The 21,586-nt window shown below is 66.3% G+C and carries 21 protein-coding genes; 14 read left to right on the top strand and 7 right to left on the bottom strand.

All coding sequences use genetic code 11. The features are described 5' to 3' along the window. Positions 1-3 precede the first annotated feature (3 nt). Entirely contained in the window at positions 4-1,314 is a 1,311-nt protein-coding gene (locus QUV18_RS17305; RefSeq protein ID WP_300895293.1) for a TRAP transporter large permease subunit, read from the top strand. Between the two features lie 41 nt (positions 1,315-1,355). Beyond that, positions 1,356-2,753 (top strand): aminomethyl transferase family protein, encoded by a 1,398-nt coding sequence (locus QUV18_RS17300; RefSeq protein WP_300895292.1) that lies wholly within the window; start codon positions 1,356-1,358, stop codon positions 2,751-2,753. A 96-nt stretch (positions 2,754-2,849) separates the two neighbouring features. Here the strand turns inward: QUV18_RS17300 and QUV18_RS17295 are convergent, their stop codons facing one another. Together QUV18_RS17295 and QUV18_RS17290 are read right to left on the bottom strand one after the other, a co-directional pair. Then, positions 2,850-3,653 carry an IclR family transcriptional regulator gene (locus tag QUV18_RS17295; protein ID WP_300895291.1) on the bottom strand — a complete coding sequence of 268 codons (804 nt, stop codon included), beginning with the start codon at positions 3,651-3,653 and terminating at the stop codon, positions 2,850-2,852. Continuing rightward, the gene (locus QUV18_RS17290) at positions 3,640-4,047 is read right to left on the bottom strand and encodes an acyl-CoA thioesterase (RefSeq protein ID WP_300895290.1); all 408 of its coding nucleotides are present in this window, start codon (positions 4,045-4,047) and stop codon (positions 3,640-3,642) included. The genes QUV18_RS17295 and QUV18_RS17290 overlap by 14 nt, the downstream gene beginning before the upstream one ends. A gap of 95 nt (positions 4,048-4,142) precedes the next feature. Between QUV18_RS17290 and QUV18_RS17285 the strand changes: the two genes are divergently transcribed. From QUV18_RS17285 to QUV18_RS17265, 5 genes are read left to right on the top strand one after another with little or no spacing between them, the layout of a single operon-like run. Next, positions 4,143-6,896: a benzoate-CoA ligase family protein gene (locus QUV18_RS17285; RefSeq protein WP_300895288.1), complete on the top strand. Its 2,754-nt coding sequence runs from the start codon at positions 4,143-4,145 to the stop codon at positions 6,894-6,896. A 53-nt stretch (positions 6,897-6,949) separates the two neighbouring features. After that, the gene (locus tag QUV18_RS17280) at positions 6,950-7,645 is read left to right on the top strand and encodes a fumarylacetoacetate hydrolase family protein (protein ID WP_300895287.1); all 696 of its coding nucleotides are present in this window, start codon (positions 6,950-6,952) and stop codon (positions 7,643-7,645) included. Continuing rightward, positions 7,642-8,289, top strand: coding sequence for a maleylacetoacetate isomerase (gene maiA, locus QUV18_RS17275; RefSeq protein WP_300895286.1), 648 nt, complete (start codon positions 7,642-7,644; stop codon positions 8,287-8,289). Before QUV18_RS17280 ends, maiA begins: the two co-directional genes overlap by 4 nt. A 20-nt stretch (positions 8,290-8,309) precedes the next feature. Further along, positions 8,310-9,419, top strand: a complete 1,110-nt coding sequence (locus QUV18_RS17270; RefSeq protein ID WP_300895285.1) for a cupin domain-containing protein — start codon at positions 8,310-8,312, stop codon at positions 9,417-9,419. Beyond that, positions 9,416-9,994, top strand: a complete 579-nt coding sequence (locus QUV18_RS17265) for a maleylpyruvate isomerase N-terminal domain-containing protein (protein WP_300895284.1) — start codon at positions 9,416-9,418, stop codon at positions 9,992-9,994. The genes QUV18_RS17270 and QUV18_RS17265 overlap by 4 nt, the downstream gene beginning before the upstream one ends. Positions 9,995-10,012: 18 nt before the next feature. Here QUV18_RS17265 and QUV18_RS17260 read toward each other — a convergent pair whose 3' ends face one another. Together QUV18_RS17260 and QUV18_RS17255 are read right to left on the bottom strand one after the other, a co-directional pair. Continuing rightward, entirely contained in the window at positions 10,013-10,465 is a 453-nt protein-coding gene (locus QUV18_RS17260; protein ID WP_300895283.1) for a thioesterase family protein, read from the bottom strand. Positions 10,466-10,479: 14 nt separating this feature from the next. Beyond that, positions 10,480-11,526, bottom strand: coding sequence for a methyltransferase (locus QUV18_RS17255; RefSeq protein ID WP_300895282.1), 1,047 nt, complete (start codon positions 11,524-11,526; stop codon positions 10,480-10,482). Positions 11,527-11,861: 335 nt separating this feature from the next. Here QUV18_RS17255 and QUV18_RS17250 point away from each other — a divergent pair, with 335 nt between their 5' ends. Beyond that, positions 11,862-13,058 carry a mandelate racemase/muconate lactonizing enzyme family protein gene (locus tag QUV18_RS17250; protein ID WP_300895281.1) on the top strand — a complete coding sequence of 399 codons (1,197 nt, stop codon included), beginning with the start codon at positions 11,862-11,864 and terminating at the stop codon, positions 13,056-13,058. 24 nt (positions 13,059-13,082) lie between these two features. Here QUV18_RS17250 and QUV18_RS17245 read toward each other — a convergent pair whose 3' ends face one another. After that, a complete protein-coding gene (locus QUV18_RS17245; RefSeq protein ID WP_300895279.1) occupies positions 13,083-13,553 on the bottom strand; it encodes an Lrp/AsnC family transcriptional regulator in 471 nt (156 codons plus the stop codon). Between the two features lie 127 nt (positions 13,554-13,680). Here QUV18_RS17245 and QUV18_RS17240 point away from each other — a divergent pair, with 127 nt between their 5' ends. The 6 genes from QUV18_RS17240 to QUV18_RS17215 all read left to right on the top strand — a co-directional run bounded on the left by QUV18_RS17240 (position 13,681) and on the right by QUV18_RS17215 (position 17,988). Next, on the top strand, positions 13,681-14,142 hold the full coding sequence (locus QUV18_RS17240; RefSeq protein ID WP_300895277.1) for an Rrf2 family transcriptional regulator: 462 nt from the start codon (positions 13,681-13,683) through the stop codon (positions 14,140-14,142). A 146-nt stretch (positions 14,143-14,288) separates the two neighbouring features. Next, complete coding sequence (locus QUV18_RS17235; protein WP_300895276.1) at positions 14,289-15,305, top strand: sulfate ABC transporter substrate-binding protein; 1,017 nt, start codon at positions 14,289-14,291, stop codon at positions 15,303-15,305. Next, on the top strand, positions 15,302-16,135 hold the full coding sequence (gene cysT / locus QUV18_RS17230; protein WP_300895275.1) for a sulfate ABC transporter permease subunit CysT: 834 nt from the start codon (positions 15,302-15,304) through the stop codon (positions 16,133-16,135). The genes QUV18_RS17235 and cysT overlap by 4 nt, the downstream gene beginning before the upstream one ends. Beyond that, positions 16,128-16,388, top strand: a complete 261-nt coding sequence (locus QUV18_RS17225) for a hypothetical protein (protein ID WP_300895274.1) — start codon at positions 16,128-16,130, stop codon at positions 16,386-16,388. The genes cysT and QUV18_RS17225 overlap by 8 nt, the downstream gene beginning before the upstream one ends. Beyond that, positions 16,373-17,233, top strand: coding sequence for a sulfate ABC transporter permease subunit CysW (cysW, locus tag QUV18_RS17220; RefSeq protein WP_300895273.1), 861 nt, complete (start codon positions 16,373-16,375; stop codon positions 17,231-17,233). The genes QUV18_RS17225 and cysW overlap by 16 nt, the downstream gene beginning before the upstream one ends. Before the next feature lie 11 nt (positions 17,234-17,244). Further along, positions 17,245-17,988: an ATP-binding cassette domain-containing protein gene (locus QUV18_RS17215; RefSeq protein WP_300895272.1), complete on the top strand. Its 744-nt coding sequence runs from the start codon at positions 17,245-17,247 to the stop codon at positions 17,986-17,988. Positions 17,989-18,050: 62 nt separating this feature from the next. On the opposite strand, the gene QUV18_RS17210 is transcribed toward QUV18_RS17215, so the two are convergent. Together QUV18_RS17210 and QUV18_RS17205 are read right to left on the bottom strand one after the other, a co-directional pair. Then, entirely contained in the window at positions 18,051-19,319 is a 1,269-nt protein-coding gene (locus QUV18_RS17210) for an FAD-dependent oxidoreductase (RefSeq protein WP_366914676.1), read from the bottom strand. Next, positions 19,294-21,507, bottom strand: coding sequence for a TRAP transporter fused permease subunit (locus tag QUV18_RS17205; RefSeq protein WP_300895270.1), 2,214 nt, complete (start codon positions 21,505-21,507; stop codon positions 19,294-19,296). The genes QUV18_RS17210 and QUV18_RS17205 overlap by 26 nt, the downstream gene beginning before the upstream one ends. Between the last annotated feature and the right edge of the window lie 79 nt (positions 21,508-21,586).

Genomic DNA, 21,586 nt, shown 5'->3' with positions numbered 1-21,586 from the left:
ACGATGGTCGACTGGTACATCCCCCTTTCCATCGGTCTCGGCGCGCTGGTCGTGCTGTTCATGACCGGGATGCCGATCTTCCTCGGCTTCCTCATCGTCATCATCTCGGGCGTCGTCTACCTGCTCGGACCGGCCGGGTTCGGCATGGTCGTCAGCAGCATGTACGACACCGCGACCACCGCCTCGCTGGGGACGATCCCGCTCTTCATCCTGCTGGGCGAGATCCTGTTCCGCTCGGGCTGCGTGCAGGTGCTGATGGACTCGATCGACAAGCTGGTCGGCCAGATGCGCGGGCGGCAATACGTGCTGTCCATCGTCCTCTCGACCGTGCTGGGCGCCCTGTCGGGGTCGGCCATGGCCGTGGGCGCGATGATGGGCCGCTCGCTTCTGCCGATCATGCAGGCAAAAGGCTACGACCTCCGCCTGTCGATCGGCACTATCCTCGGCGGGGCCTGCCTGGCGCCGATCATCCCGCCCAGCCTTCTGGCAATCATCATCGGCACGCTGGCCGACGTGTCGATCTCTTCCCTGCTGGTGGGGGGCGTCGGGCCGGGGCTGTTCCTGGCCCTGATCTACGTGGTGGCCTGCATGGTCCGCATCCGGATGAACCCGTCGCTGGCCCCGGCCGATGACGGGCACGGTACCATCCCGGCGCGGGAAAAGCTCCGCGCGGTGCTGGGCCTGCTGCCCTTCAGCCTGATCATCTTCATGGTCATCGGCCTGATCATGCTGGGCATCGCCACCCCGTCTGAATCGGCGGCGACGGGCGTCCTCGGCGGGCTGATCACCGCCGCCTACTATGGCCGGCTCAGCTTCCGGATGCTGTTCGAGGCTTTCTCGGAAGCCGCCAAGCTCGCCTCGGTGATCCTGCTCATCCTCGTGAGCGCCGTGATGTTCACCCAGCTTCTCGCCTTCACCGGCGCGATCGGTGGGCTGACCCGGCTGATCACCTCGCTCGAGATCAACGGCTGGCTGATGCTCTTCCTGATGATGCTGCTGCCCTTCCTGCTGTGCATGTTCATCGACCAGCTTGGCCTGATGCTCATCCTGATCCCGATCTACGTGCCCATCCTGAACCTGTTCGAGTTCGACCCGGTCTGGTTCTGGGTGCTGTTCCTGATCAACATCACGCTCGGCGCCATCACCCCGCCCTTCGGCTACGTGATGTTCGCGCTCAAGGCCGCCGCCCCCGAGATATCGATGCGCGACGTGTTCCAGTCGTCGTGGCTGTTCGTCGGCCTGACCGCCCTCGGCATGCTGATTATCGTGCTTGTCCCCGAAATCGTCACTTTCCTTCCCAGCCGGTTCAACTGAGCCGGGTGAGGTCCATCACAAAAACACAGGAGGATCATCCAATGAAAACACTGCAGGATCTTGTCACCGAAAAGTCCAACATCGTGGACTATTTCTACAACGACACGATTTCCCAGTACCACAAGTCGCGCACCAGCTACTTCGCGTCGCTGATCGCGCCGGAATACACCAACTGGCGCGACGAACAGCGCAGCTGGCGTGAAACCGCCGTGCTGTTCGATCAGTCGCACCACATGCCCGTGCTCTACGTGAAGGGCAAGGACGCCAAGCGCCTGCTCAACTATCTCACCCCCTGCACGTTCGAGAACCTCTCGACCAACCGGGGCAAACAGTACATCGCCTATACCGAGCGCGGCCACCACGTCGGCGACTGCGTGCTTCACTACTATGGCGAGGAAGAAGGCTTCGAGCTGATCAGCGGCATGCCCGTGCTCAACTGGGTGCGCTACCACGGCGAGAGCGGCGATTACGATGTCGAGTTCCGCTTCGACCCGACCACGCCCTACAGCGAGAACGGCAAGCGCACCAAGTACCGCTTCGAGATCGAGGGCCCCAATGCCCGCGCCATCCTCGACGAGGTTTGCGAGGGCGGCTTCCCCGAGATCAAGTTCTTCCACACCGATTACGTGAAGATCGCCGGCTGCCGGGTCCAGGTGCTGCGCCACGGCATGGCCGGCCATGCCGGCGCCGAAATCTCGGGGCCCTTCGACGAGATGGACACCGTGCGCGATGCGATCCTGAAGGTGGGCGAGAAACACGGCCTCCTGCGCGCCGGCACCCGCACCTATTACAGCACCCCGCTCGAGAACGCGTGGATTCCCTACCCCCTGCCCGGCATTTATACCGGAGACGAGAACCAGGCCTACCGCGAGTGGCTGAGCGCCGACAGCTGGGAAGCCAACATGCAGCTCGGCGGCAGTCTCTACACCGACAATATCGAGGATTACTACTGGACCCCCTCGGCGCTCGGGTACGAGAAGCTTGTGAAGTTCGACCACGATTTCATCGGCCGCGACGCCATCGCCAAGGGGCTGGAGGGGCCGAAACGGGTCAAGCGCGTGCTGGAATGGAATGCCGAGGACGTGACCCGCATCATGGCGTCGCATTTTGAGGACGGCCCGCTCTACAAGGCCATCGAGTTCCCCACCGCCTATTTTGGCTGGCCGCAGGCCGACGAGGTGCTGTCGAAGTCCGGCCAGCGCATCGGCATGTCGCAATATTGCGGCTACAACATCAACGAGCGTGCCATGCTCTCGCTCTGCGGCATCGACGAGGCGTTCGCCGAACCCGGCACCGAGGTCACGCTGACCTGGGGCGAGGTCAATGGCGGCTCGCGCAAGGCGCATGTGGAACGGCACGAGCAGTACCAGGTGCGCGCCACGGTCCACACCCCGCCCTTCTCGAAAGCCGCGCGCGAGAAGCTGCGCGCGGTGATCTGAGCGTTCGAGGGAAATGTCGGCGCGCCACCCGCGCGCCGACGTCACGCGTGACCGAGCAATGACAGGCTCCACCCGAACCCGGCACGAGGCGCCGTCTCAGGCGTTTTCCACGTCCGATACGCTCTGCGCCCGGCAAAACGCCTTCAGCCGGTCGACTGACGGGGCGTCCGGGCGGATCAGTGTCGGGTCGGTCCCGATCAGGGTGATGACGCATTGCGCCTCGCCCTGCCAGTCGAGCACCGGCGCCGCCACGGCGACAAGGCCGGGAATGAAGCGGCCATCGACACTGGCGAACCCGGCCTCCCGTATGGTCTGGCGCAGTCCGGTCAAGGCGGCGTCGTCCCGGTTCAGCGTGGCGTCGAAGGCCGGGTTCGACCTCGCGATGGCCAGTTCCGCCGCAAGCCGCTCGCGCGTCGCCTCGGGCGGCGACCAGGCAAGGAAGACCCGCCCCGACGCGGATGTCAGAAGCGGCAGCGTCGTGCCCAGCCCCATCGACGTGATGACCGGCGACGGCGCCCGCTCCCACCGCACAACGGTGGCACCTTCGGAGCCCCAGACAGACAACAGAACCGTCATTCCGGTGGCGTTGCGCAGTTCCGGCAACGCGTCCGAGGCGCGGTTGACGAAATCGTGCCGCGACAGCGCGGCCAGCCCCAGTTCCATCGCCGAGGGGCCCAGGTCATACTTCCCCGACCGCCCCGCCTGCACCACCAGCCCGGCCGCCATGAACGAGGCCAGGTACCGGTGCGCCTTGCTGGGTGGCATGTCGCAACGCCGCGCCAGGTCGCTGAGCGAGATCGGCCCGCCACTGCGCGCCAGCGCCCCCAGGATGCCGAGGGCCACGTCGACCGACTGGATACCGCCCGAGGTCGCGCCTGTCTTCGCTCTATCCTCCGCCATCGACGATGTCCTTCAATCGCAGCATGTCGCCCGCGATCATACGGCCGTTGTCGACAAGGAAAACCCCGCGCTGTTCGGTTCCGGTGGCCACGAGCCTGTCGCCACAGACGATCTCGTACTCGACCTTCAGGCTGCGGCCGGTCCAGTCCAGCGCCGTCATCCGCACCTCAAGCGCATCGCCGTCCCGCGCCGGGCTGCGGAAGGCCGCGTCCGCCGACATCAGCCCGATGCCCACGGCCCCGAGACGCTCGCACAGCGCCTGGTGGCCACCGTACCGGCGCAGCCAGTCGTGAAACGTCCGGTCGAACCAAGCGAAGAACCGCGGATAGAAAACGATTCCCGCCGGGTCGCAATCCCCGAAACTCACGCGGTGATCGGTTTTGTGATAAGCCATTTCTTTCCCTATTATAAAACTGTTTGCACAATGCGTAATTATATCCCTATAGTCCAGCATCATATTTTCCACCGCGGAACGGGAGGAGGCGTGGAATGCTTCGCAAGGTAGAGATCATCGGCGCCGGCCCGGCCGGGCTGTACACGGCCATCCTGATGCGGCGCCTGCTGCCCGACACCCATGTCCGCGTGACCGAGCAGAACCCGCAGGGCGCCACCTTCGGCTTCGGCGTGGTGTTCTCGGACCAGGCGCTGGATTTCCTGCGTGCCGACGATCCGGAAACCCACGACCTCGTGACGCCGCACATGGAGCGGTGGACCAACATGACGCTCAACCATCCCGAGGACCGGGTCGTTCTTGACGGCGTCGGTTTCTCGGCCATCGGGCGCCTCGAACTGATCGAGATCCTTCGCAAACGCGCGCAGGACCTCGGGGTCGAAACGCGCTTCGACACCCGGATCGACAACCTCTCCGCGCTGGAGGACGGGGTCGACCTCGTCATCGGGGCGGACGGGTTGAACTCGATCGTCCGTGCCGCCGACCCTGCTGCCTTCGGCGAGACCATCGATCATTTCGGCAACCATTTCGTCTGGTTCGGCGCCGACCGCCCCTTCGACACGCTGACCCAGACGTTCATTCGCACCGAAGCCGGGCCGATGAACGCCCACCACTATCGCTATGCGCCCGACCGCAGCACGTTCATCGTGGAATGTTCCGATGACACCTTCCGCGCCGCCGGTTTCGACACCATGACCGAAGACCAGGGCCGCCGCGCCTGCGAGGCCCATTTCGCCGAGGTGCTGGGCGGGGCAACCCTGATCACCAACAAGTCGGCCTGGCGGCAGTTTCCGAAACTCTGGTGCAAGAACTGGGTGGCCGGGCGGCGCGTGCTGCTGGGCGACGCGGCGCATACGGCGCATTTCTCGGTCGGCTCCGGCACCCGGCTGGCGATGGAGGACGCCATCGCGCTGGTCCGGTCGCTGGCCGGTCACGACGATGTCGATACCGCGCTGGCCGCCTACGAGGAAAGCCGCATCCCGATCGCACGCAAGATCGTCGATGCCGCCAATGTCTCGGCCGAGTGGTACGAGCGCTTCGGCCAGAAGATGGAGCTTCCTCCGCTCGACTTCGCCTTCGACTACATCACCCGCTCGGGCCGGGTCGACATGGACAGGCTGCGCCGCATGGCCCCCCAATTCATGGCGCGGTACGAGGCCGACAAGGGCGGCGCACTCTCGGCCATCGCGGACCCGGTCGCCGCCGACACGCCCGGCGCGCAAGAAATCGGCTTCGACCCCGCGGCACACGCCAACTGCTCGGAAATCCTCTGGGCCAACCTGCCTCGGAACGCCGACCGCCTCGCCGTGACCGGCCCCGCGGGTCACCGCACCTATGGTGAGCTTGCGCAGGACGCCGCGCGCTGGGGCAACGCCTTCATCGCCGCCGGCCTGAAGCGCGGCGCGCGCATCCCCTTCTTCCTCGACGACACCCCCATCTATTCCGCCGCCTTCTTCGGCGCGGTCCGGGCCGGGTTCGTGCCGGTGCTGCTCAACATCCAGACCAATGCCGACACGCTCAACTATTTCCTGAAAGACACCGAGGCCACCCTTGCGCTCTGCGAGGCGGAGTTTGCATCCCAGTTCTCGGCGGTAACGCTCAAGGGCACGGCGATCCGCAACGTGATCCTCGCCAACGGCACCGCCGAAGGGGATATCTTCCGGACCAGCGGCGCGTTCCTCGACGGCCAGCCCGATACGCTCGACTGTGCCGATACCGGCCCCTTCGACATGGCCTTCTGGATGTACTCCTCGGGTTCGACCGGGCGGCCCAAGGGCATCGTGCACCTGCACCACGACATGGCCTATACGCAGGAAAGCTTCGGCAAGCACGTGCTGCAGCTGGGCCCCGACGACATCTGTTTCTCGGTGCCGAAAACCTATTTCGCCTACGGGTTCGGCAACTCGGTCACCTTCCCCTTCTCGGTGGGCGCGACAGCGGTGCTGATGCCGGGCCAGCCCAAGGCCGAGGCCGTGCTCGACACGATCGAGGCATACCGGCCCACCGTGCTTTTCGGCCTGCCCACGCTCTACACCGCGCTCTGCCGGAGCGAGGGCGTCGCCGACCGCGACCTCGGTTCGCTCCGACAGTCGATGTCGGCCGCGGAAATCCTGTCGGAAGACGTCTACGAGGCGTGGAAATCCCTGACCGGCCATGGCCCGACCGAGGGGCTGGGTTCGACCGAGATGCTGCATATCTACCTGTCGAACCGCCTCGACGATCACCGCATCGGCGCCGCGGGGGCGCGTGTGCCCGGCTACGAAATCCGGCTGGAAACACCCGAAGGCACGCTCGCGGAACCCGGCGAGGAAGGGGTGATGCTGGTCCGTGGCCATTCCTCGGCCCCCTGCTACTGGAACCGCCCCGACAAGACGCGCGAAACCATGCGGGACGACTGGCTCTATACCGGCGACCGCTTCGTCGAGCGTGACGGGTACTATTACTTCCAGGGCCGCGCCGACGAACTGATCAAGGTCTCGGGCCAGTGGGTCTGGCCGCTCGAGGTCGAACGCTGCCTGAACGATCACCCCGACGTGCATGAATGCGCCGTGCTGGCCCACGACCTGCCCGACCGCCGCGTGACCCTGCGCGCCGTCATACGCCTTCGCACCGGCGTCGCGGCGGACGACGCGGCGACCAGCCGGCTGCAGGCGCATGTGAAGACGGCGCTGCAACCCTACAAGTATCCGCGCATCATCGACTACGTGGACGACCTGCCCAAGACCGGCACCGGCAAGATCGACCGCCAGGCCATCCGCGCGATGACGACCGAGACCAGGCAACCGGCATAGCGGGCCAGAGGCCTGCGCGCCCTGCCCGAACACCCCCTTGATTGGAGAATGGAATGAGCTTCGTATTCGACCCGCTGCCCACCCCCAGCCTTGCCGTCGCCGACAGTGACACGCGCATCCCGGTGCGGCGCATCTTCTGCGTGGGCCGCAACTATGCCGCCCATGCCCGCGAAATGGGCAAGGACCCGGATCGCGACCCGCCCTTCTTCTTCACCAAGCCGGCCGATGCCGTGGTTGGCGATGGCGAGACGGTGGCCTACCCGCCCCTGACCGGCAACCTGCATTACGAGGCCGAGCTTGTCGTCGTCATCGGCCGCACCGCGACCGACGTGGACCAGGCCGCCGCGCAGGACCATATCTGGGGCTATGCCATCGGCAACGACCTGACCCGCCGCGACCTGCAGCTCGAGGCCCGCGACAAGGGTCGGCCCTGGGACATGGGCAAGGGCTTCGACCGCTCGGCGGTGATCGGCCCCGTGCATCCCGCAGAGGCCGTGGGCCATCCCGACACGGGCTCGATCCGCCTCACCGTGAACGGCGAGACAAAGCAGGATGCCAACCTGGCCGAACTCATCTGGTCTGTCCCCGAGATTGTCTCGATCCTGTCCCAGTCGGTGACGCTGCAACCGGGCGACGTCATCATGACGGGCACCCCCGCCGGCGTCGGGCCGCTGGTCGAGGGCGACAAGTGCGTCGTGTCGATCGAAGGGCTGGGCGAGATCACCACCATCATCGGACCAAGGGCATGACGCTCCGGCTGCACAACTTCTTCCGCTCCTCGACCTCCGTGCGGCTTCGGTCGGCGCTGAACCTCAAGGGGCTGGAGTATGACTACGTCGCCTACGTGCTGCGCGACGGCGAGACCCGCACGCCCGAGTATCTCGCCATGAACCCCGCCGGCCTTGTCCCCAGCCTCGAGCGCGAGGATGGCCAGGTGATGACCCAGTCCCTCGCCATCATCGAATGGCTGGACGAGACGCACCCCGCCCCGCCGCTCCTGCCCCGGGATGCCGACGGGCGCGCACGCGTGCGGGCACTGGCCTACATGGTCGCCTGCGAGATCCACCCGCTGAACAACCTGCGGGTCCTTGGCCACCTGGCGAAGACCTTCGGCGCCGACGAGGCGGCGCAGAAGGCGTGGTTCACCCATTGGGTCACCGCCACCTTCGACGCGCTGGAAACCACCCTTGCGCGTGACGCGGCCACCGGCCGATTCTGCCACGGGGACACCCCCGGGCTTGCCGATCTTTGCCTCTACGCCCAGGTCTGGAACAACCGCCGCTTCGATATTTCGCCAGACCCCTGGCCGACCATCGCCCGCATTTTCAAGGCACTGGATGACATTCCGGCATTCGCCGACGCCGCCCCGCCAAGACAGCCGGACGCGGCCTGACAGGAGAGGAGACACCAAGAATGGCCGACGACAGCTTCGATCAGGACCCGCCCAAGGAAGGCATGCAGCCCGACGACACGCCCGAACTGCGCGAGCTCTACGCCGCCTTCGAACGCGAGCACATCATGCCGCTCTGGACACAGCGGGGCGATCTCATGCCCTTCACGCCAAAGCCGCGGGCGGTGCCGCATGTCTGGAAATGGGCCAACCTGCTGCCGATGGCGAAACGCTCGGGCGACCTGGTGCCGGTCGGCCGCGGCGGCGAGCGCCGGGCGCTCGGCCTCGCCAACCCCGGCCTTGGCGGCAACGCCTACATCACGCCAACACTCTGGGCCGCCATCCAGTATCTCGGGCCGCGCGAAACCGCCCCCGAACACCGCCACTCGCAGAACGCTTTCCGCTTCGTGGTCGAGGGCGAAGGCGTCTGGACCGTGGTCAACGGCGACCCGGTGCGGATGTCGCGCGGCGACCTGCTGCTCACGCCCGGCTGGCATTTCCACGGCCACCACAACGACACCGACCACCCGATGGCCTGGATCGACGGGCTCGATATCCCCTTCAGCCAGCACAACGACGTGGGCTTCTTCGAGTTCGGCTCCGACCGGGTCACCGATTACGCCACGCCGCGCTTTTCCCGCTCGGAACGCCTCTGGGCCCATCCCGGCCTGCGCCCGCTTTCGGGGCTGCGCGACACGGTCAGTTCGCCCATCGGCGCCTACCGGTGGGAGCACACCGACCGCGCCCTTACCGAACAACTTCTGCTAGAGGAGGAAGGCCAGCCCGCGACGGTGGAACAGGGCCACGCGGCAATCCGCTACGTGAACCCCACCACGGGCGGCGACGTGATGTCGACCATCCGCTGCCAGTTCCACCGCCTGCGCGAAGGCACCAAGACGCCCGAACGGCAGGAGGTCGGCTCGAGCGTCTTCCAGGTCTTCGACGGCACCGGCGCGGTGGTACTGGATGGCGAAACGCACAAGCTTGAAAAGGGTGACATGTTCGTCGTGCCCTCCTGGGTCGGCTGGTCGCTCGAGGCGGAAAGCCAGTTCGACCTGTTCCGTTTTTCCGACGCACCGATCATCGAGAGGCTCAATTTCGACCGCACCTTCATCGGCGGCAGGGAGGCATGAGCCAGCTCGACGCCCGGCGCGAGGAACTCCGCGCCCGGCAAGGCGGGGGCGCGCGGTACGACGCGCCCGAAGCCCCCGCCGGGGCGTTGGGCCTTGCCCGGCGCGGCACCGCGTATTTCGCGCGGCTCTTGAACGGGCTGTCCGACAGCGACCTTGCCGCCCCCGTCGACGCCGCGCCCACGCGTGCGCACCTGGTCGCGCAGGTCAGTCTTCAGGCCCGCCGGATGAGCGAGGCGCTCTCTGCCCTCCGGCAGGGAGACGACCATGTGGCGAAGGATTTCCGGACGATCGAACGCCCGGCGCTGGATGTCACGGCCAGCCTGCCGCCCCGCGCCCTGCGAAACCTCTTCGCCCATTCCGAGGTTCACCTGAACGTCGAGTTCCGCGACCTCGGCGCCGAGCAGTGGCATGCCGCGTTGATCACGCCCGAAGGTGAGACACTGGCGGTCTCGGCCCTGCCCCACCTTCGCGCCGCCAGCCTCTGGCGTGCCTCGCTCGACCTTTCGGCCGGAGGCCGGTCCGTCGACGTGCCTTCGGAGGTGCTGGCCGATACGGGCGCATTCCGCACCTGGTAGGCGCGCCGCCCTGCCCGTTCAGGACAACTGCCGCAGGCTCCGCCCGGCCCAATCCGGGGCGGGCTTCAGAACGGCCTCGCGAAGCCGCCCGGACACATCCTCCGGAAACGGCGCCGCCCCCGGCTTTTTCGTGTCGTAATGCAACAGCATGCATTCGAAACTCGCGCACTGGCTGTCGCCGGACCACATGATGTGCCCCACGTGCAGCCGCTTGGCATCCGCGCCCAGGATGCAGGACTCGATCGACAGCGTCGCCGGGGCACGCACTTCGTCCAGGTAGCGCAGGTGCGTCTCGAGCGTGTAAAGGGCGCATCCTGTCCGCTCGAAATACTCGGTTCCCACCCCGAACCTGTCCTGCAACGCCCAGGAGGCATCGCTGAACGGCACAAGGTAATAGGCCTCGTTCAGATGCCCGTAGGCATCGAGCCAATCCTCCCGAAGCGGGGTTTCGTGCAGGCGAAACGTGGTCATCCGTGTCTCCGGTATCAGGCGGGCTTGGAAAACACGACCAGCTTGGTCATCGCCGGGATGAGGTTGTCGGCCATGTCCACGTCGAACCCCAGCCGCGTTCCGGCCTCGGTCAGCCACCCCACGGACAACGAGCGCGCATCCGGCGTGAAGGCCATGTGCTGCAATTGCCAGAGCGCCGCAAGCGTCGGGCCGCGCCGGTCTTCCTCGACCATGAAATCATGGACGAGAAGCTTCCCGCCCGGCGCCAGCGCGTCGAAGGCGCTGGCCAGCAGCGCATCGACCGAGTCGCCCGGCACGCCGCTCATGAGATAGGACATCAGGATGGCATCCTGCTGGCCCGGCCATTGCACCTCCACGGCGTTGCCGGGAATATAGCGAACCCGGTCGACGAGACCGGCCTCCGATATGAAACGCCAGCCGATTTCGGCCACGTTCGGGAAATCGATGATCGTCGATTGCAGGTTTTCGTAGGCCCGGCAAAGCGAGATCGTCATCGCACCGGTGCCGCCACCCACGTCGAGCAGGGTGGACGCGTGGCTGAGGTCGACCTTCCGCGCCAGCGTCCGGCCCGGCCCGAGCGAGCCCGCATGCTGGCTTTCCGAATAGATCGAGGCCTGCGCCTCGTCCGCCATCCAGTGCTTGTAGGACGAGATCGCATCCTCCGTCAGCTCGCCCTTGATGACGGCGTTGAGCTGCAGAAGGAACGGGTACATCTGCTGATCGATCTGGTAGCGCAGGTAGTCGCCGAAATCGTATTTCGAGTGCCGCGACAGGAAGTTCTGGGCGGCGGGGGAGTTGCCGATCTTCTCGTCATCGCCGATGACCAGCAGGCCGACACTGGCAAGCGCCGTCGTCAGCATCACGATCCGGTTCAACGGAATGTCAACGGCCGAGGCCAGGTCGGCGGCGGTCCTGGGGCCGTCCGACAGGACGGAAAAGATATCCGCGTGAAGTCCGGCGAACAGCGCCTTCGAGGCCATGAAGCTGAACGCGATCGCCGACAGGTCCTCGGCACTTTCGATGGCATTGGCACTGGTCGGCGTCTCTTGGTCGAGCATCATGTCCTCTTTCCGGTTTTTTTCCGAGCGCCCCTAGTACATACAGCGGGGGGCGAAAACACAACGCGCGGGCCCGGATGCGGGGCAGACGAGCCGTGGCCGGCCCCGGATTGCGTAGATTTCAGGCGATCGGCACAAGGATGACCCGCGATCGGGCGGGGGGTGCAGGTGGTCCGGGCCGTCCCGGCTCGATGGTCCGTCCCTCCCCGTCCATCCGAAATTGGTCCACGATTTTCGCCATTGTGGATATGTCAGCCAGACCAATGCCTTTCTAACGTGCCGGAAAGACCGCGCAGCCCGGCCTCGGAAAACGCGGCGCCCCATTGAAAGGACAGGCCATGCAAGTGATCGACCGTGTCGAGCTATACTACGTGAAAACGCCCCTGCCGGCCCCGCACGCCCCCTCGTGGATTCCCGGCACGATCAGGGAGCATGTCTCCATGTGCATCGTCCGCTTCGTCACCGAGGACGGCATCGAAGGCTGGAGCGGCTTTCCCGCTGCAGGGCGAGAGCGCGCAGGGCTTGGCGACCTGCTGGCGGGGCTTTTCCTGGGCCAGGACGCCGAGGACATCGACACCATGGCCGAGCGCATCCAGATCATGGCGGCGGGCGGCAATTTCAACTGGTGGATCGAACCCGCCTTCTGGGACATCAAGGCGAAGGCCGCCGGCCTGCCGCTCTACAAACTGCTGGGCGGGACCGATGACCGTATCCGGCTCTACGCCTCCTCTGGCGAATTGCGCGCCCCGGCCGACCGCCGCGAGGAAGCCGAAGCGCGGTTGTCCGAAGGCTTCGACACGATGAAGATCCGTGTCCACGATTTCGACGAGGCGGTCGATATCGAGCATATCTCCGACATCGCCACGTACATGCAGGGGCGGATGAAAATCTCCGTCGACTGCAACCAGGCCTTCCGGCTGACCCAGAACGGCGATGCACCGCTCTGGTCGCTCGACCGCGCGAAGCGGTTCGTCGATGCCGCCGCCGATGTCGGCCTCGCCTGGGTCGAGGAGCCGCTCTTCGGCGAATGGCACGAGGAGATGGCACAGCTCGCGACCCATGCCCGCGTGCCCGTTGCAGGCGGCGAGTTGCACGTCATGGGCTACCGCGAACTGGCGCGGATGCTGGCAATGGGATGCTACGACATCTACCAGCCCGACGCGATGTGGGCCGGAGGCATCGGACAATGCCTCAAGGTCGCGGCCCTGTGCCGCGAGAAGGGCCTGAAATTCACGCCGCATTGCTGGTCGAACGGGTTCGGCTTCATCGTCAACGCGCATGTCTTCGCGGCAAGCGGCTTTGCCGGGGAGGCGCTGTTCGAATACCCGCTGTCACCGCCCGGCTGGATCCCGGAAGCGCGCGACCTGATCTTCGCGCAGCCCTTCCTGCACAAGGAAGGCTGGTTCCACATGCCCGACGCTCCCGGGCTGGGTTTCGAGATCGACCAGCGCAACCTCGAGACGTACGGGCGCTGCTTCTTCCGGGGCAGCCGCAAGAGCGTGCACTGGATGCCCGAGGCACTATCGGATCTCTGAGCGGCTGCGCCCGGGCCCAGGCCGTCACGCGCTGACCGTATCCAGCGGCAAGACCGTTTCCGATTTCACGCGCCTGATGGCAAAGCTGGCCGTCAGCCCCCTGACCGCGATCCGGCTGACGAGACACTGCCGGATCCGGTCGAAATCCGTCATGTCGCGCGCCACCACGCGCAGCACGTAGTCGTGGTTCCCGGCAAGCTGGTGGGCTTCCATTATTTCGGGAATCGACGAGACGACGTCAGAGAAGCTGTCATGCCACTCCGGCGACTGGTCGGGGGCGGTCACGCCGATGAAGGCGGTCATGCCCAGCCCGAGGCGTTCGGGATCGACAACCGCCACGCGGGCCCGGATGACCCCCCTTTCCGTCAGGCGCTTCACCCGTTTCCAGCAGGGCGTATTGCTCAGGCCGACCCTGTCGGCAAGGCGGGCCAGCGGCATCGTCGCGTCGGCCATCAGGGCGGCAATGATCTTGCGGTCGATTCGGTCAAGTTCCACGGTCGGGCCTCCTGTCGAGTCGGTTACGATGTCAGGATGCCTTAAAAATGCATAAAGTCTACTGGCATTCTCGTCTTTTATGAAAAGACGACTTTTCCTGCCGATTATTCGATGTTTTAATCATCGCATGATCACCCAGAAGACCAAGTACGCGCTCAAGTCGCTCATGGCCCTCGGCAACCTGCCGCAGGGCGAGGCGCTGACGATCGAGGAAGTGGCCCAACGATCCGGGGCACCGAAACGGTTCCTCGAACATATCCTTCTCGATCTGCGCAAGGCGGGCTATGTGGGCGCCAAGCGCGGGCGGTCCGGCGGGTATTTCCTGATCAAGCCCCCGTCGTCGATTTCCTTCGGTGAACTGCTGCAGAAGATCGACGGTCCGATCGCCCCCCTGCCCTGTCTGTCGCGCCAAGCCTACCGCAAATGCGACGATTGCACCGACGAGGCCAGCTGCCAGTTGCGCCGTGTCTTCGGCGAGGTGTTCTACAGCTACCTCGTGCTGATCGAGTCGCTCACCCTGCGGGATTTCCTTCAAGGTACTGACGGCACAATGAAAATCCTCGACGACCAGCCCGCACCCCGGTCCTGACGGGAAAGTTTCTCGTTATCCCGGGTCACCGCGAGAGAAAATCCTTCTCCCGCCACCGGTCAGATCGCTGACTCTCTCCCCTTTAAAAGGCGACCTTCTCGATAGAGATTTAATTCATCACAATCTCTAAACGAGGAGTGCCCTCCATGACCCCTTTCATCCTGCGACATGGCCGCGCCCCGCTGCTGGCCGCCCTTCTTGCCGGAACCTCCCTCGGCACGCCGGCCCATGCCGAAACCACCCTTCTGAACGTCTCCTACGACCCGACGCGCGAGTTCTACCGGGCATACAACGACCTCTTCAACGACTGGTGGACGGCCCAGGGCAACGAGCCCGTCACCATCGAACAAAGCCACGGCGGCTCGGGCGCACAGGCCCGGGCGGTGATCGACGGGCTCGAGGCGCAGGTGGTCACCCTGGCGCTGGCCTCCGACATCGACGCCATCGCCGGCAACTCCGATGTCGTGCCGGAAGACTGGCAGAAGACCCTGCCGCACAACTCCGCCCCCTACACCTCGACCATCGTCTTCCTCGTCCGCGAGGGCAACCCGAAGGGCATTAAGGACTGGGGCGACCTGGTCGGCGACGGCGTTCAGGTCATCACCCCCAATCCCAAGACATCCGGCGGGGCACGGTGGAACTTCCTGGCCGCCTGGGGCTGGGCGCTCAAGACCATGGACGGCGACGAGGATGCCGCGCTCGACTTCACCCGCAAGCTATACGCCAACGTGCCGGTGCTCGACACCGGCGCGCGGGGGGCGACCACCACCTTCGCACAGCGCGGGGTCGGCGACGTGCTGCTGGCATGGGAGAACGAGGCCTTCCTGGCACTGGCCGAGATCGGCGAGGACAAGTTCGACATCGTCGTGCCCTCGGTCTCGATCCTCGCCGAGCCGCCGGTGGCGCTTGTCGAGGGCAACCTCGACGACGAACAGCGCCGCGTCGCCACGGCCTATCTCGAGCATCTCTACAGCCCCGAGGCCCAGGCGCTGGCACTGGCCAACTACTACCGCGCCTGGGACACGTCGAAGGCCGCCCCGGAAGACGCCGACCGCTTCCCCGAGCTCGACCTCGTCATCATCGAGGAGTTCGGCGGCTGGGCCGAGGCGCAGCCGCGCTTCTTCGGCGACGGCGGCATCTTCGACCAGATCTATTCGGAGTGAGCCAGGTGATCCGGCCCTCCCCCCTCCCCGGTTTCGGGCTCGGCATGGGCATTCTGCTCATGGCGCTGACCCTTGTCGTTCTCCTGCCCCTCGGCACGCTGATCGGCCGTGGCGTGTTGATGGGGCCGGTGGAGCTTTGGCAACATCTTGGCTCGAAGCGCGTGGCCAGCGCCCTGGTGCTGTCCTTCCGCTCCGCCCTCGTCGCGTCGGCCTTCAACCTCGTCTTCGGATTGCTGCTGGCCTGGGTCCTGACCCGCTACCGCTTTCCGGGGCGGCGGTTGGTCGACGCGGCGCTCGACCTGCCCTTCGCGCTGCCGACCGCCGTGGCCGGCATCGCCCTGACCGCGCTTTACGCCCCCAACGGCACGTTCGGCAAGCTGCTGGAACCGCTTGGCCTGCAGGTCGCCTATACCGAGGCCGGCATCTGGCTGGCGCTGGTCTTCGTGGGCCTGCCCTTCGTCGTGCGCACGGTGCAGCCGGTCATCGAGGAGATCGACCCGGAATGGGAGGAAGCCTCGGCCACGCTCGGCGCATCGCGGCTCCGTACCATGGTCCGCGTCGTTCTGCCGATGCTGACGCCCGCCCTTCTGACCGGCTTCGCCCTCGCGCTGGCGCGGTCGGTCGGGGAATACGGCTCGGTCATCTTCATCGCGGGCAACCTGCCCAACGTGACCGAGATCGCGCCGTTGCTGATCGTCATCCGGCTGGAAGAATACAATTACGACGCGGCCACCGCGATCGGCCTTGCCATGCTCGGCATTTCCTTCGCGATGCTGCTGCTGATCAACCTCTTCCAGGTCTGGGGGCGGCGGAGGGTCGGACATGTGTAATCCCCCGGCACATGCCCCGGCATCCGAACTGCCGCCGGGGGGCGGAATGGTCTTCGCCGCCCTCCTGGCCCTGCCCGGCCTGATCCTGCCCCTCCTCCTGTGGCTCTCGGGCGCCGGCCTCGTCCCTCTCCTCATGGCCTATCTCGGGCTGCCCGCCCTCTCGCTGGCCGTGCTCTTCCTCTCGGATAGCCAGCGCCGCTCATCCTGCCGACCTCGCGAAACAGGGAACCCGCATCCATGTCCCTCTCGATAACCCCCACGACCCACGTCACGACAGAGTCGCGGCCCTTCCGCGTCACCCTCTGCCTCGTGGCCCTCACGCTTACCGCGATCCTCCTTCTGGCACCCCTCGCCGTCGTCTTCGCCGAAGCCTTCCGCGAGGGGGCCGCGGCGGCGCTCGACATGGTCTCCGAAAGGGACGCCCGCGCCGCCATCGGCCTGACGCTGACCGTGGCCGCCATCGCGGTGCCGCTCAACGTAATCGCGGGCTTCGCCGCCGCCTGGGCCATCGCCAAGTTCGACTTCCGCGGCAAGGCGGTCCTCATATCGCTGATCGACCTGCCCTTCTCGGTCTCGCCCGTCGTGGCCGGGCTGGCGCTGGTCCTGCTCTACGGCGCGCATGGCGTGCTGGGCGACTGGCTGGCGGCGCATGACCTCAAGGTCGTCTTCGCCCTGCCCGGCATCGTGCTCGCCACCCTCTTCATCACCTTTCCCTTCGTCGCGCGCGAGCTGATCCCGGTGATGACCGAACAGGGCCGCGCGGAAGAAGAGGCGGCGCTGACCCTCGGCGCCTCGGGCTGGCACATGATCCGGACAGTCACGTTGCCCAACGTGCGGTGGGCGCTGCTTTACGGGGTACTGCTGTGCAACGCCCGCGCCATGGGCGAGTTCGGCGCGGTGGCCGTGATCTCGGGCAAGATCCGCGGCCAGACCACCACGATGCCGATCCTCATCGAGATGTTCTACAACGAGTATCTCTCGGTCGCGGCCTTCTCCATGGCCGCGCTGCTGGCCGGCCTCGCCCTTCTGACACTCGCCCTCAAGTCATTCCTTGAATGGCACCACGCGGATGCGATCGCCGCGTCGCGCCGCCACTGACGGAGATCACCATGCATATCGAAATCGACGCAATCGCGAAAACCTTCGGCCGGGTCGAGGCGCTTCAGCCCACCTCGCTCTCAATCCCTTCCGGCGCCCTGGTCTCTCTCCTGGGGCCGTCGGGGTCGGGAAAGACCACGCTGCTGCGCATCCTGGCCGGGCTCGAGGCGCCCACCACCGGGCGGATATTGCTGGACGGCGCGGATGCCACCGGCATCCCGGTACAGAAACGGCGCGCCGGCTTCGTCTTCCAGAGCTACGCGCTCTTCCGGCACATGACGGTGTTCGAAAACATCGCCTATGGCCTGCGCGCGCGGCCCCGGCGGGAACGCCCGTCGCGGGCGGAGATCGCACGCCGGGTCGACGGGCTGCTCGGGCTGATCCGGCTGCCCGATATCGGCCCGCGCTATCCCTCGCAGCTTTCGGGCGGACAGCGCCAGAGGGTCGCCCTGGCCCGGGCGCTGGCAACGGAGCCGCGGATGCTTCTGCTCGACGAACCCTTCGGCGCGCTCGACGCGCAGGTCCGCAAGGAACTGCGCGCGGGGCTGCGCGACATCCACGATGCCACCGGGCTGACGACGGTGTTCGTGACCCACGACCAGGACGAGGCCTTCGCGCTGGCCGACCGGGTAGTCATCATGTCGACCGGCCGGATCGAGCAGGTCGGCAGCCCCGCCGATATCCGCAAGCGGCCGGCGCCGGGCTTCGTGGAACAGTTCATCGGACGCACCCCGACGGCGGCGATCCCGGGATAAGGCAACCCGGGGCGCCAGGTGGCGGCGGCCGTCGCCACCACCCCGCATTACAGTCCTGGCGGTTAGAACCGGTCCGGGCTGAAAGCGCTCAGGTCATGGTTCACGGGCTGTCCCGTCGCGATATCCGCGACGATCCGGCCGGTCTTCGGCGCCATCATCAGCCCGCAATGCCCATGGCCGAACGCAGTGATCAGGCCGGGAAACCCCTCCGGTTCGCCGATGCAGGGCAGGCTGTCGGGCAGGCTCGGCCGCTGGCCCGACCAGGTGGTGTAGTCGCTGGCGTTCAGATCGGGCGACAGGCTTTTTGCCAGCGTGACCAACCCATCGAGCCGCTTCTGGTTCACGGGGGCATCAAGGCCCGAGAACTCGGCCGTCCCGGCGACCCGCAGCCCGTCTTCCATGCTCGAGGCCACGTATTTCCGGTCCACGTCCATGACCGAGTTGTTGAGAGTGATGCCGGGATCGGTAAACGACACGTGGTAGCCGCGCTCGGATTGCAGCGGGATGCGAATCCCAAGGGGCCGAAGCAGCTCGGCCGACCAGGCGCCCATCGCCAGCACCAGCCGGGGCGAGGTGAACTCTCCGGCGTCCGTGACGCACAGCCACCCGCCAGCCTCCACCGGCCGCAGGCTCCGGATCTCCGCCGTGATGACCTCGCCGCCCATACCGCGCAGCTTGTCGCACAGGGCCTTGCCGACACGACCGGGCGACAAGGCGCGCGCCTGCCCCTTGATCACGATCGCCGCCTCGAAATCGGGCGAAAGCGCCGGCTCCAGCCGCTGCAGCTCCGCCCTCTCGATCCGCTCAAGCTCCGCGCCGGCCTCCCGCCGCAGGGTATTCTCCAGCGTGTCGAGACGGGCCGCGCTGCCATCGCGGAACGCGTGAACGTAATAGCTGTCGCGAACCAGGTCTTCGTGGCCGGTGCCTTTCAGGAAATGGCGATAAAGCGTCACGCAATCCGCGTTCAGCAATGACATCGCCCCCGACACCTCGCGCACCCGGTCCTCGCGGCCCTGCGCAAGGAACCGAAGCCCCCACCCCGCCACCCGCGGCAGGTAGCCTGGCCTGACGGTGACAGGCCCCAGGGGATCGAGCAGCCAGCCCGGAACCTTCTTCCACAGGCCCGGCACGGATTGCGGTATCACCGACCACGGAGAGATCACGCCGGCATTGCCGAAGGACGTGGCCTGCCCCGGCTCACCCCGGTCGATCAGGCGCACGCGCACCCCGCGCTCGGCCAGCGCAAGGCCCGTGAAGATGCCGACGATGCCGGCCCCGAGAATTGTCACCTCCGGCTGCATCGGGTCAGGCCGCCTGCGCCGATCGGCCACGATGGATCACCTGGCTGACCAGCGCGGGCGCGGCGATGATCAGCGCCACGAGATCCGCCTCGAGCGAGGGCGCGATGAACACCAGCCCGGCCAGCGCCATCATGCACCGGAACACCGCCCCCATCGGCACCAGCCAGTAGCCGACCACCGCCGCCGACAGGCAGATCACCCCGAAGATGCAACTGGCCGCCGTGTAGGTGAACTGCCAGAAATCGAACCCGGCCTCGGACACGAAAAGCAGAACAGGCGCATAAACGAACGCCATGGGGGCCACCACCTTGCCCAGCCCCAGCGTGAAGGCCGATATCCCGGTGCGGAACGGGTTCGAGCCGGCGATGGCGGCGGCGGCATAGGCCGATGTACAGACCGGCGGCGTGATCTCCGCAACGACCCCGTAATACAGCACGAACATGTGGCTGGCGATCGGCGGAATGCCCAGCTGCGCCAGCGCGGGCTGCGCCACCGACACCAGCATGATGTAAAGAGCCGTCGTCGGCACCCCTGCCCCCATCAGGATACAGGCCAGCGCGATGAAGACGAGGCTGATGAACAATGTCAGGTCCTCGACCGTGAACAGCTCCCACGTGCCGAGGCTGAACAGGCCATGAAGATCGGTGCCGAGGTTCGTCGCCGCCTGCGTCACCATGAACCCGATGCGAAAGCCGACACCGGTGGTGTTGATGACGCCGATCACGATCCCCACGGCCGCCGCCGCCGCCCCGACCGCGAGCGCGTATTTCACCCCGGTCTCGAACGTGTCGGCCATCTCCCGCAGGCTGGTGCGCGGCTGCGGGTTCAGCGTGGCCAGCACCGCGCCCGCGATCAGCATGGCAGACATCCCCATCTCGAACCCGCCATTCAGGTATTTCCACAGGACGAATGCGATGAACCCCGCCGAATAGATCAGCGTCAGCGGCTGCCTGATCCGCGACATGCCCGCGACGATGGCCAACGAGATGCCGCAGAAGGCCGACATGTAGGGCGTATACCCCGCGAACAGCACCAGCAGCAGGCCGATCAGCGGCACCACGTTGGCCCAGCCCTGGCTCCAGACCGCCTTGAACTGCGGCAGCTTGTCCCTGGCCAGCCCCTGCAGGCCAAGCCGGCGCGCCATCAGGTGGACGACGGCAAAGACGCCCACGTAATGCAGCAGGGCCGGAAAGATCGCGGCGATGACGATGGTGGTGTACGGCACCTCGAGGAACTCGGCCATGATGAAGGCCGCCGCGCCCATGATCGGCGGCGTGATCTGCCCGCCGGCCGACGCCGCGGCCTCGACTCCGCCCGCGAAATGGCCCGGGTAGCCCAGTCGCTTCATGTTGGGGATGGTCAAGGCGCCGGTCGATACGGTGTTGGCCACCGAAGAGCCCGAGATCGTGCCGAAGAAGGCCGAGGACACGACAGACACCTTGGCCGGCCCGCCGGTATACCGCCCCGCCAGGATCGTGGCGCTGTCGATGAAAAGCTGTCCCAGCCCCGTCCGCTGGGCGATCACCCCGAACAGCACGAAGTGGAAGACGATGGTCGACACCACCCAGAGCGTGACGCCGAAAATCCCCTCCTGCGGGAAATACATCGAGCTGACGAACGTCCTGAAGTTGACGCCCGGATGCTGAAGCAGCCCGGGAAAGACCGGCCCGAACAGCGCGTAGGAGATGAAGACGCAGATGATCAGCGGCAGGATCCAGCCCAGCGTGCGCCGCGCGATATCCAGCACCAGCAGGATCAGGATGCAGCCGAACACCATGTCATAGGTGTTGGGGTTGCCCATCCGGAACGTCTGTTCCTCGATCCCCAGCCACGGGATCCCCCGCCAGGCGAAGCCGAGATAAAGCGCCGACGCGGTGCCGAGGATCATCAGCAGGATATCCAGATACGGCACCCCGCCAAGCCGCAGCGCCCCGGTGTTCAGGTCGAAGGAAGTCTTCGTCTTGACCATGGGGAACAGCGCGTAGGTCAGGATGAAGAGGCCGGACAGGTGCCAGCCCATGTGCCAGAAATCCGGCGGCAGCGCGAAACCGGCGGTAAGGTAATGGTAGGTCGCGAAGGCAAGGGCGACATATCGCAGGAAGTACCCGAAGGCCGGTGCGACGGTGCGGGTGGCCGCGCCCTCGTCGAACTTCTGCTCGATCTCGGCCAGGTCCTCGGCGGACCGGTCGTGCGTGTCCTGCGCGCCACTCTTCGGCATGGCCTGCCCTTTCGCGTTCGACTGGAAATGATGGTCCGGGCGGCCGGCGTCGCTGGCCCGCCGCCCGGTGATCTCGGGT

This window comes from Roseovarius sp., assembly GCF_030373445.1.
Taxonomy (GTDB): domain Bacteria; phylum Pseudomonadota; class Alphaproteobacteria; order Rhodobacterales; family Rhodobacteraceae; genus Roseovarius.
The sequence above is the reverse complement of the archived record's forward strand: the minus strand, read 5'-3'. Positions and strand labels throughout refer to the sequence as shown.

What these genes read in the sequence shown, in the direction of transcription:
- QUV18_RS17305 (WP_300895293.1), top strand. Translation starts at nt 4, where the DNA reads ATGGTCGACTGGTACATCCCCCTTTCCATCGGTCTCGGCGCGCTGGTC.
- QUV18_RS17300 (WP_300895292.1), top strand. Translation starts at nt 1,356, where the DNA reads ATGAAAACACTGCAGGATCTTGTCACCGAAAAGTCCAACATCGTGGAC.
- QUV18_RS17295 (WP_300895291.1), bottom strand. Translation starts at nt 3,653, where the DNA reads ATGGCGGAGGATAGAGCGAAGACAGGCGCGACCTCGGGCGGTATCCAG.
- QUV18_RS17290 (WP_300895290.1), bottom strand. Translation starts at nt 4,047, where the DNA reads ATGGCTTATCACAAAACCGATCACCGCGTGAGTTTCGGGGATTGCGAC.
- QUV18_RS17285 (WP_300895288.1), top strand. Translation starts at nt 4,143, where the DNA reads ATGCTTCGCAAGGTAGAGATCATCGGCGCCGGCCCGGCCGGGCTGTAC.
- QUV18_RS17280 (WP_300895287.1), top strand. Translation starts at nt 6,950, where the DNA reads ATGAGCTTCGTATTCGACCCGCTGCCCACCCCCAGCCTTGCCGTCGCC.
- maiA (WP_300895286.1), top strand. Translation starts at nt 7,642, where the DNA reads ATGACGCTCCGGCTGCACAACTTCTTCCGCTCCTCGACCTCCGTGCGG.
- QUV18_RS17270 (WP_300895285.1), top strand. Translation starts at nt 8,310, where the DNA reads ATGGCCGACGACAGCTTCGATCAGGACCCGCCCAAGGAAGGCATGCAG.
- QUV18_RS17265 (WP_300895284.1), top strand. Translation starts at nt 9,416, where the DNA reads ATGAGCCAGCTCGACGCCCGGCGCGAGGAACTCCGCGCCCGGCAAGGC.
- QUV18_RS17260 (WP_300895283.1), bottom strand. Translation starts at nt 10,465, where the DNA reads ATGACCACGTTTCGCCTGCACGAAACCCCGCTTCGGGAGGATTGGCTC.
- QUV18_RS17255 (WP_300895282.1), bottom strand. Translation starts at nt 11,526, where the DNA reads ATGATGCTCGACCAAGAGACGCCGACCAGTGCCAATGCCATCGAAAGT.
- QUV18_RS17250 (WP_300895281.1), top strand. Translation starts at nt 11,862, where the DNA reads ATGCAAGTGATCGACCGTGTCGAGCTATACTACGTGAAAACGCCCCTG.
- QUV18_RS17240 (WP_300895277.1), top strand. Translation starts at nt 13,681, where the DNA reads ATGATCACCCAGAAGACCAAGTACGCGCTCAAGTCGCTCATGGCCCTC.
- QUV18_RS17235 (WP_300895276.1), top strand. Translation starts at nt 14,289, where the DNA reads ATGACCCCTTTCATCCTGCGACATGGCCGCGCCCCGCTGCTGGCCGCC.
- QUV18_RS17225 (WP_300895274.1), top strand. Translation starts at nt 16,128, where the DNA reads ATGTGTAATCCCCCGGCACATGCCCCGGCATCCGAACTGCCGCCGGGG.
- cysW (WP_300895273.1), top strand. Translation starts at nt 16,373, where the DNA reads ATGTCCCTCTCGATAACCCCCACGACCCACGTCACGACAGAGTCGCGG.
- QUV18_RS17215 (WP_300895272.1), top strand. Translation starts at nt 17,245, where the DNA reads ATGCATATCGAAATCGACGCAATCGCGAAAACCTTCGGCCGGGTCGAG.
- QUV18_RS17205 (WP_300895270.1), bottom strand. Translation starts at nt 21,507, where the DNA reads ATGCCGAAGAGTGGCGCGCAGGACACGCACGACCGGTCCGCCGAGGAC.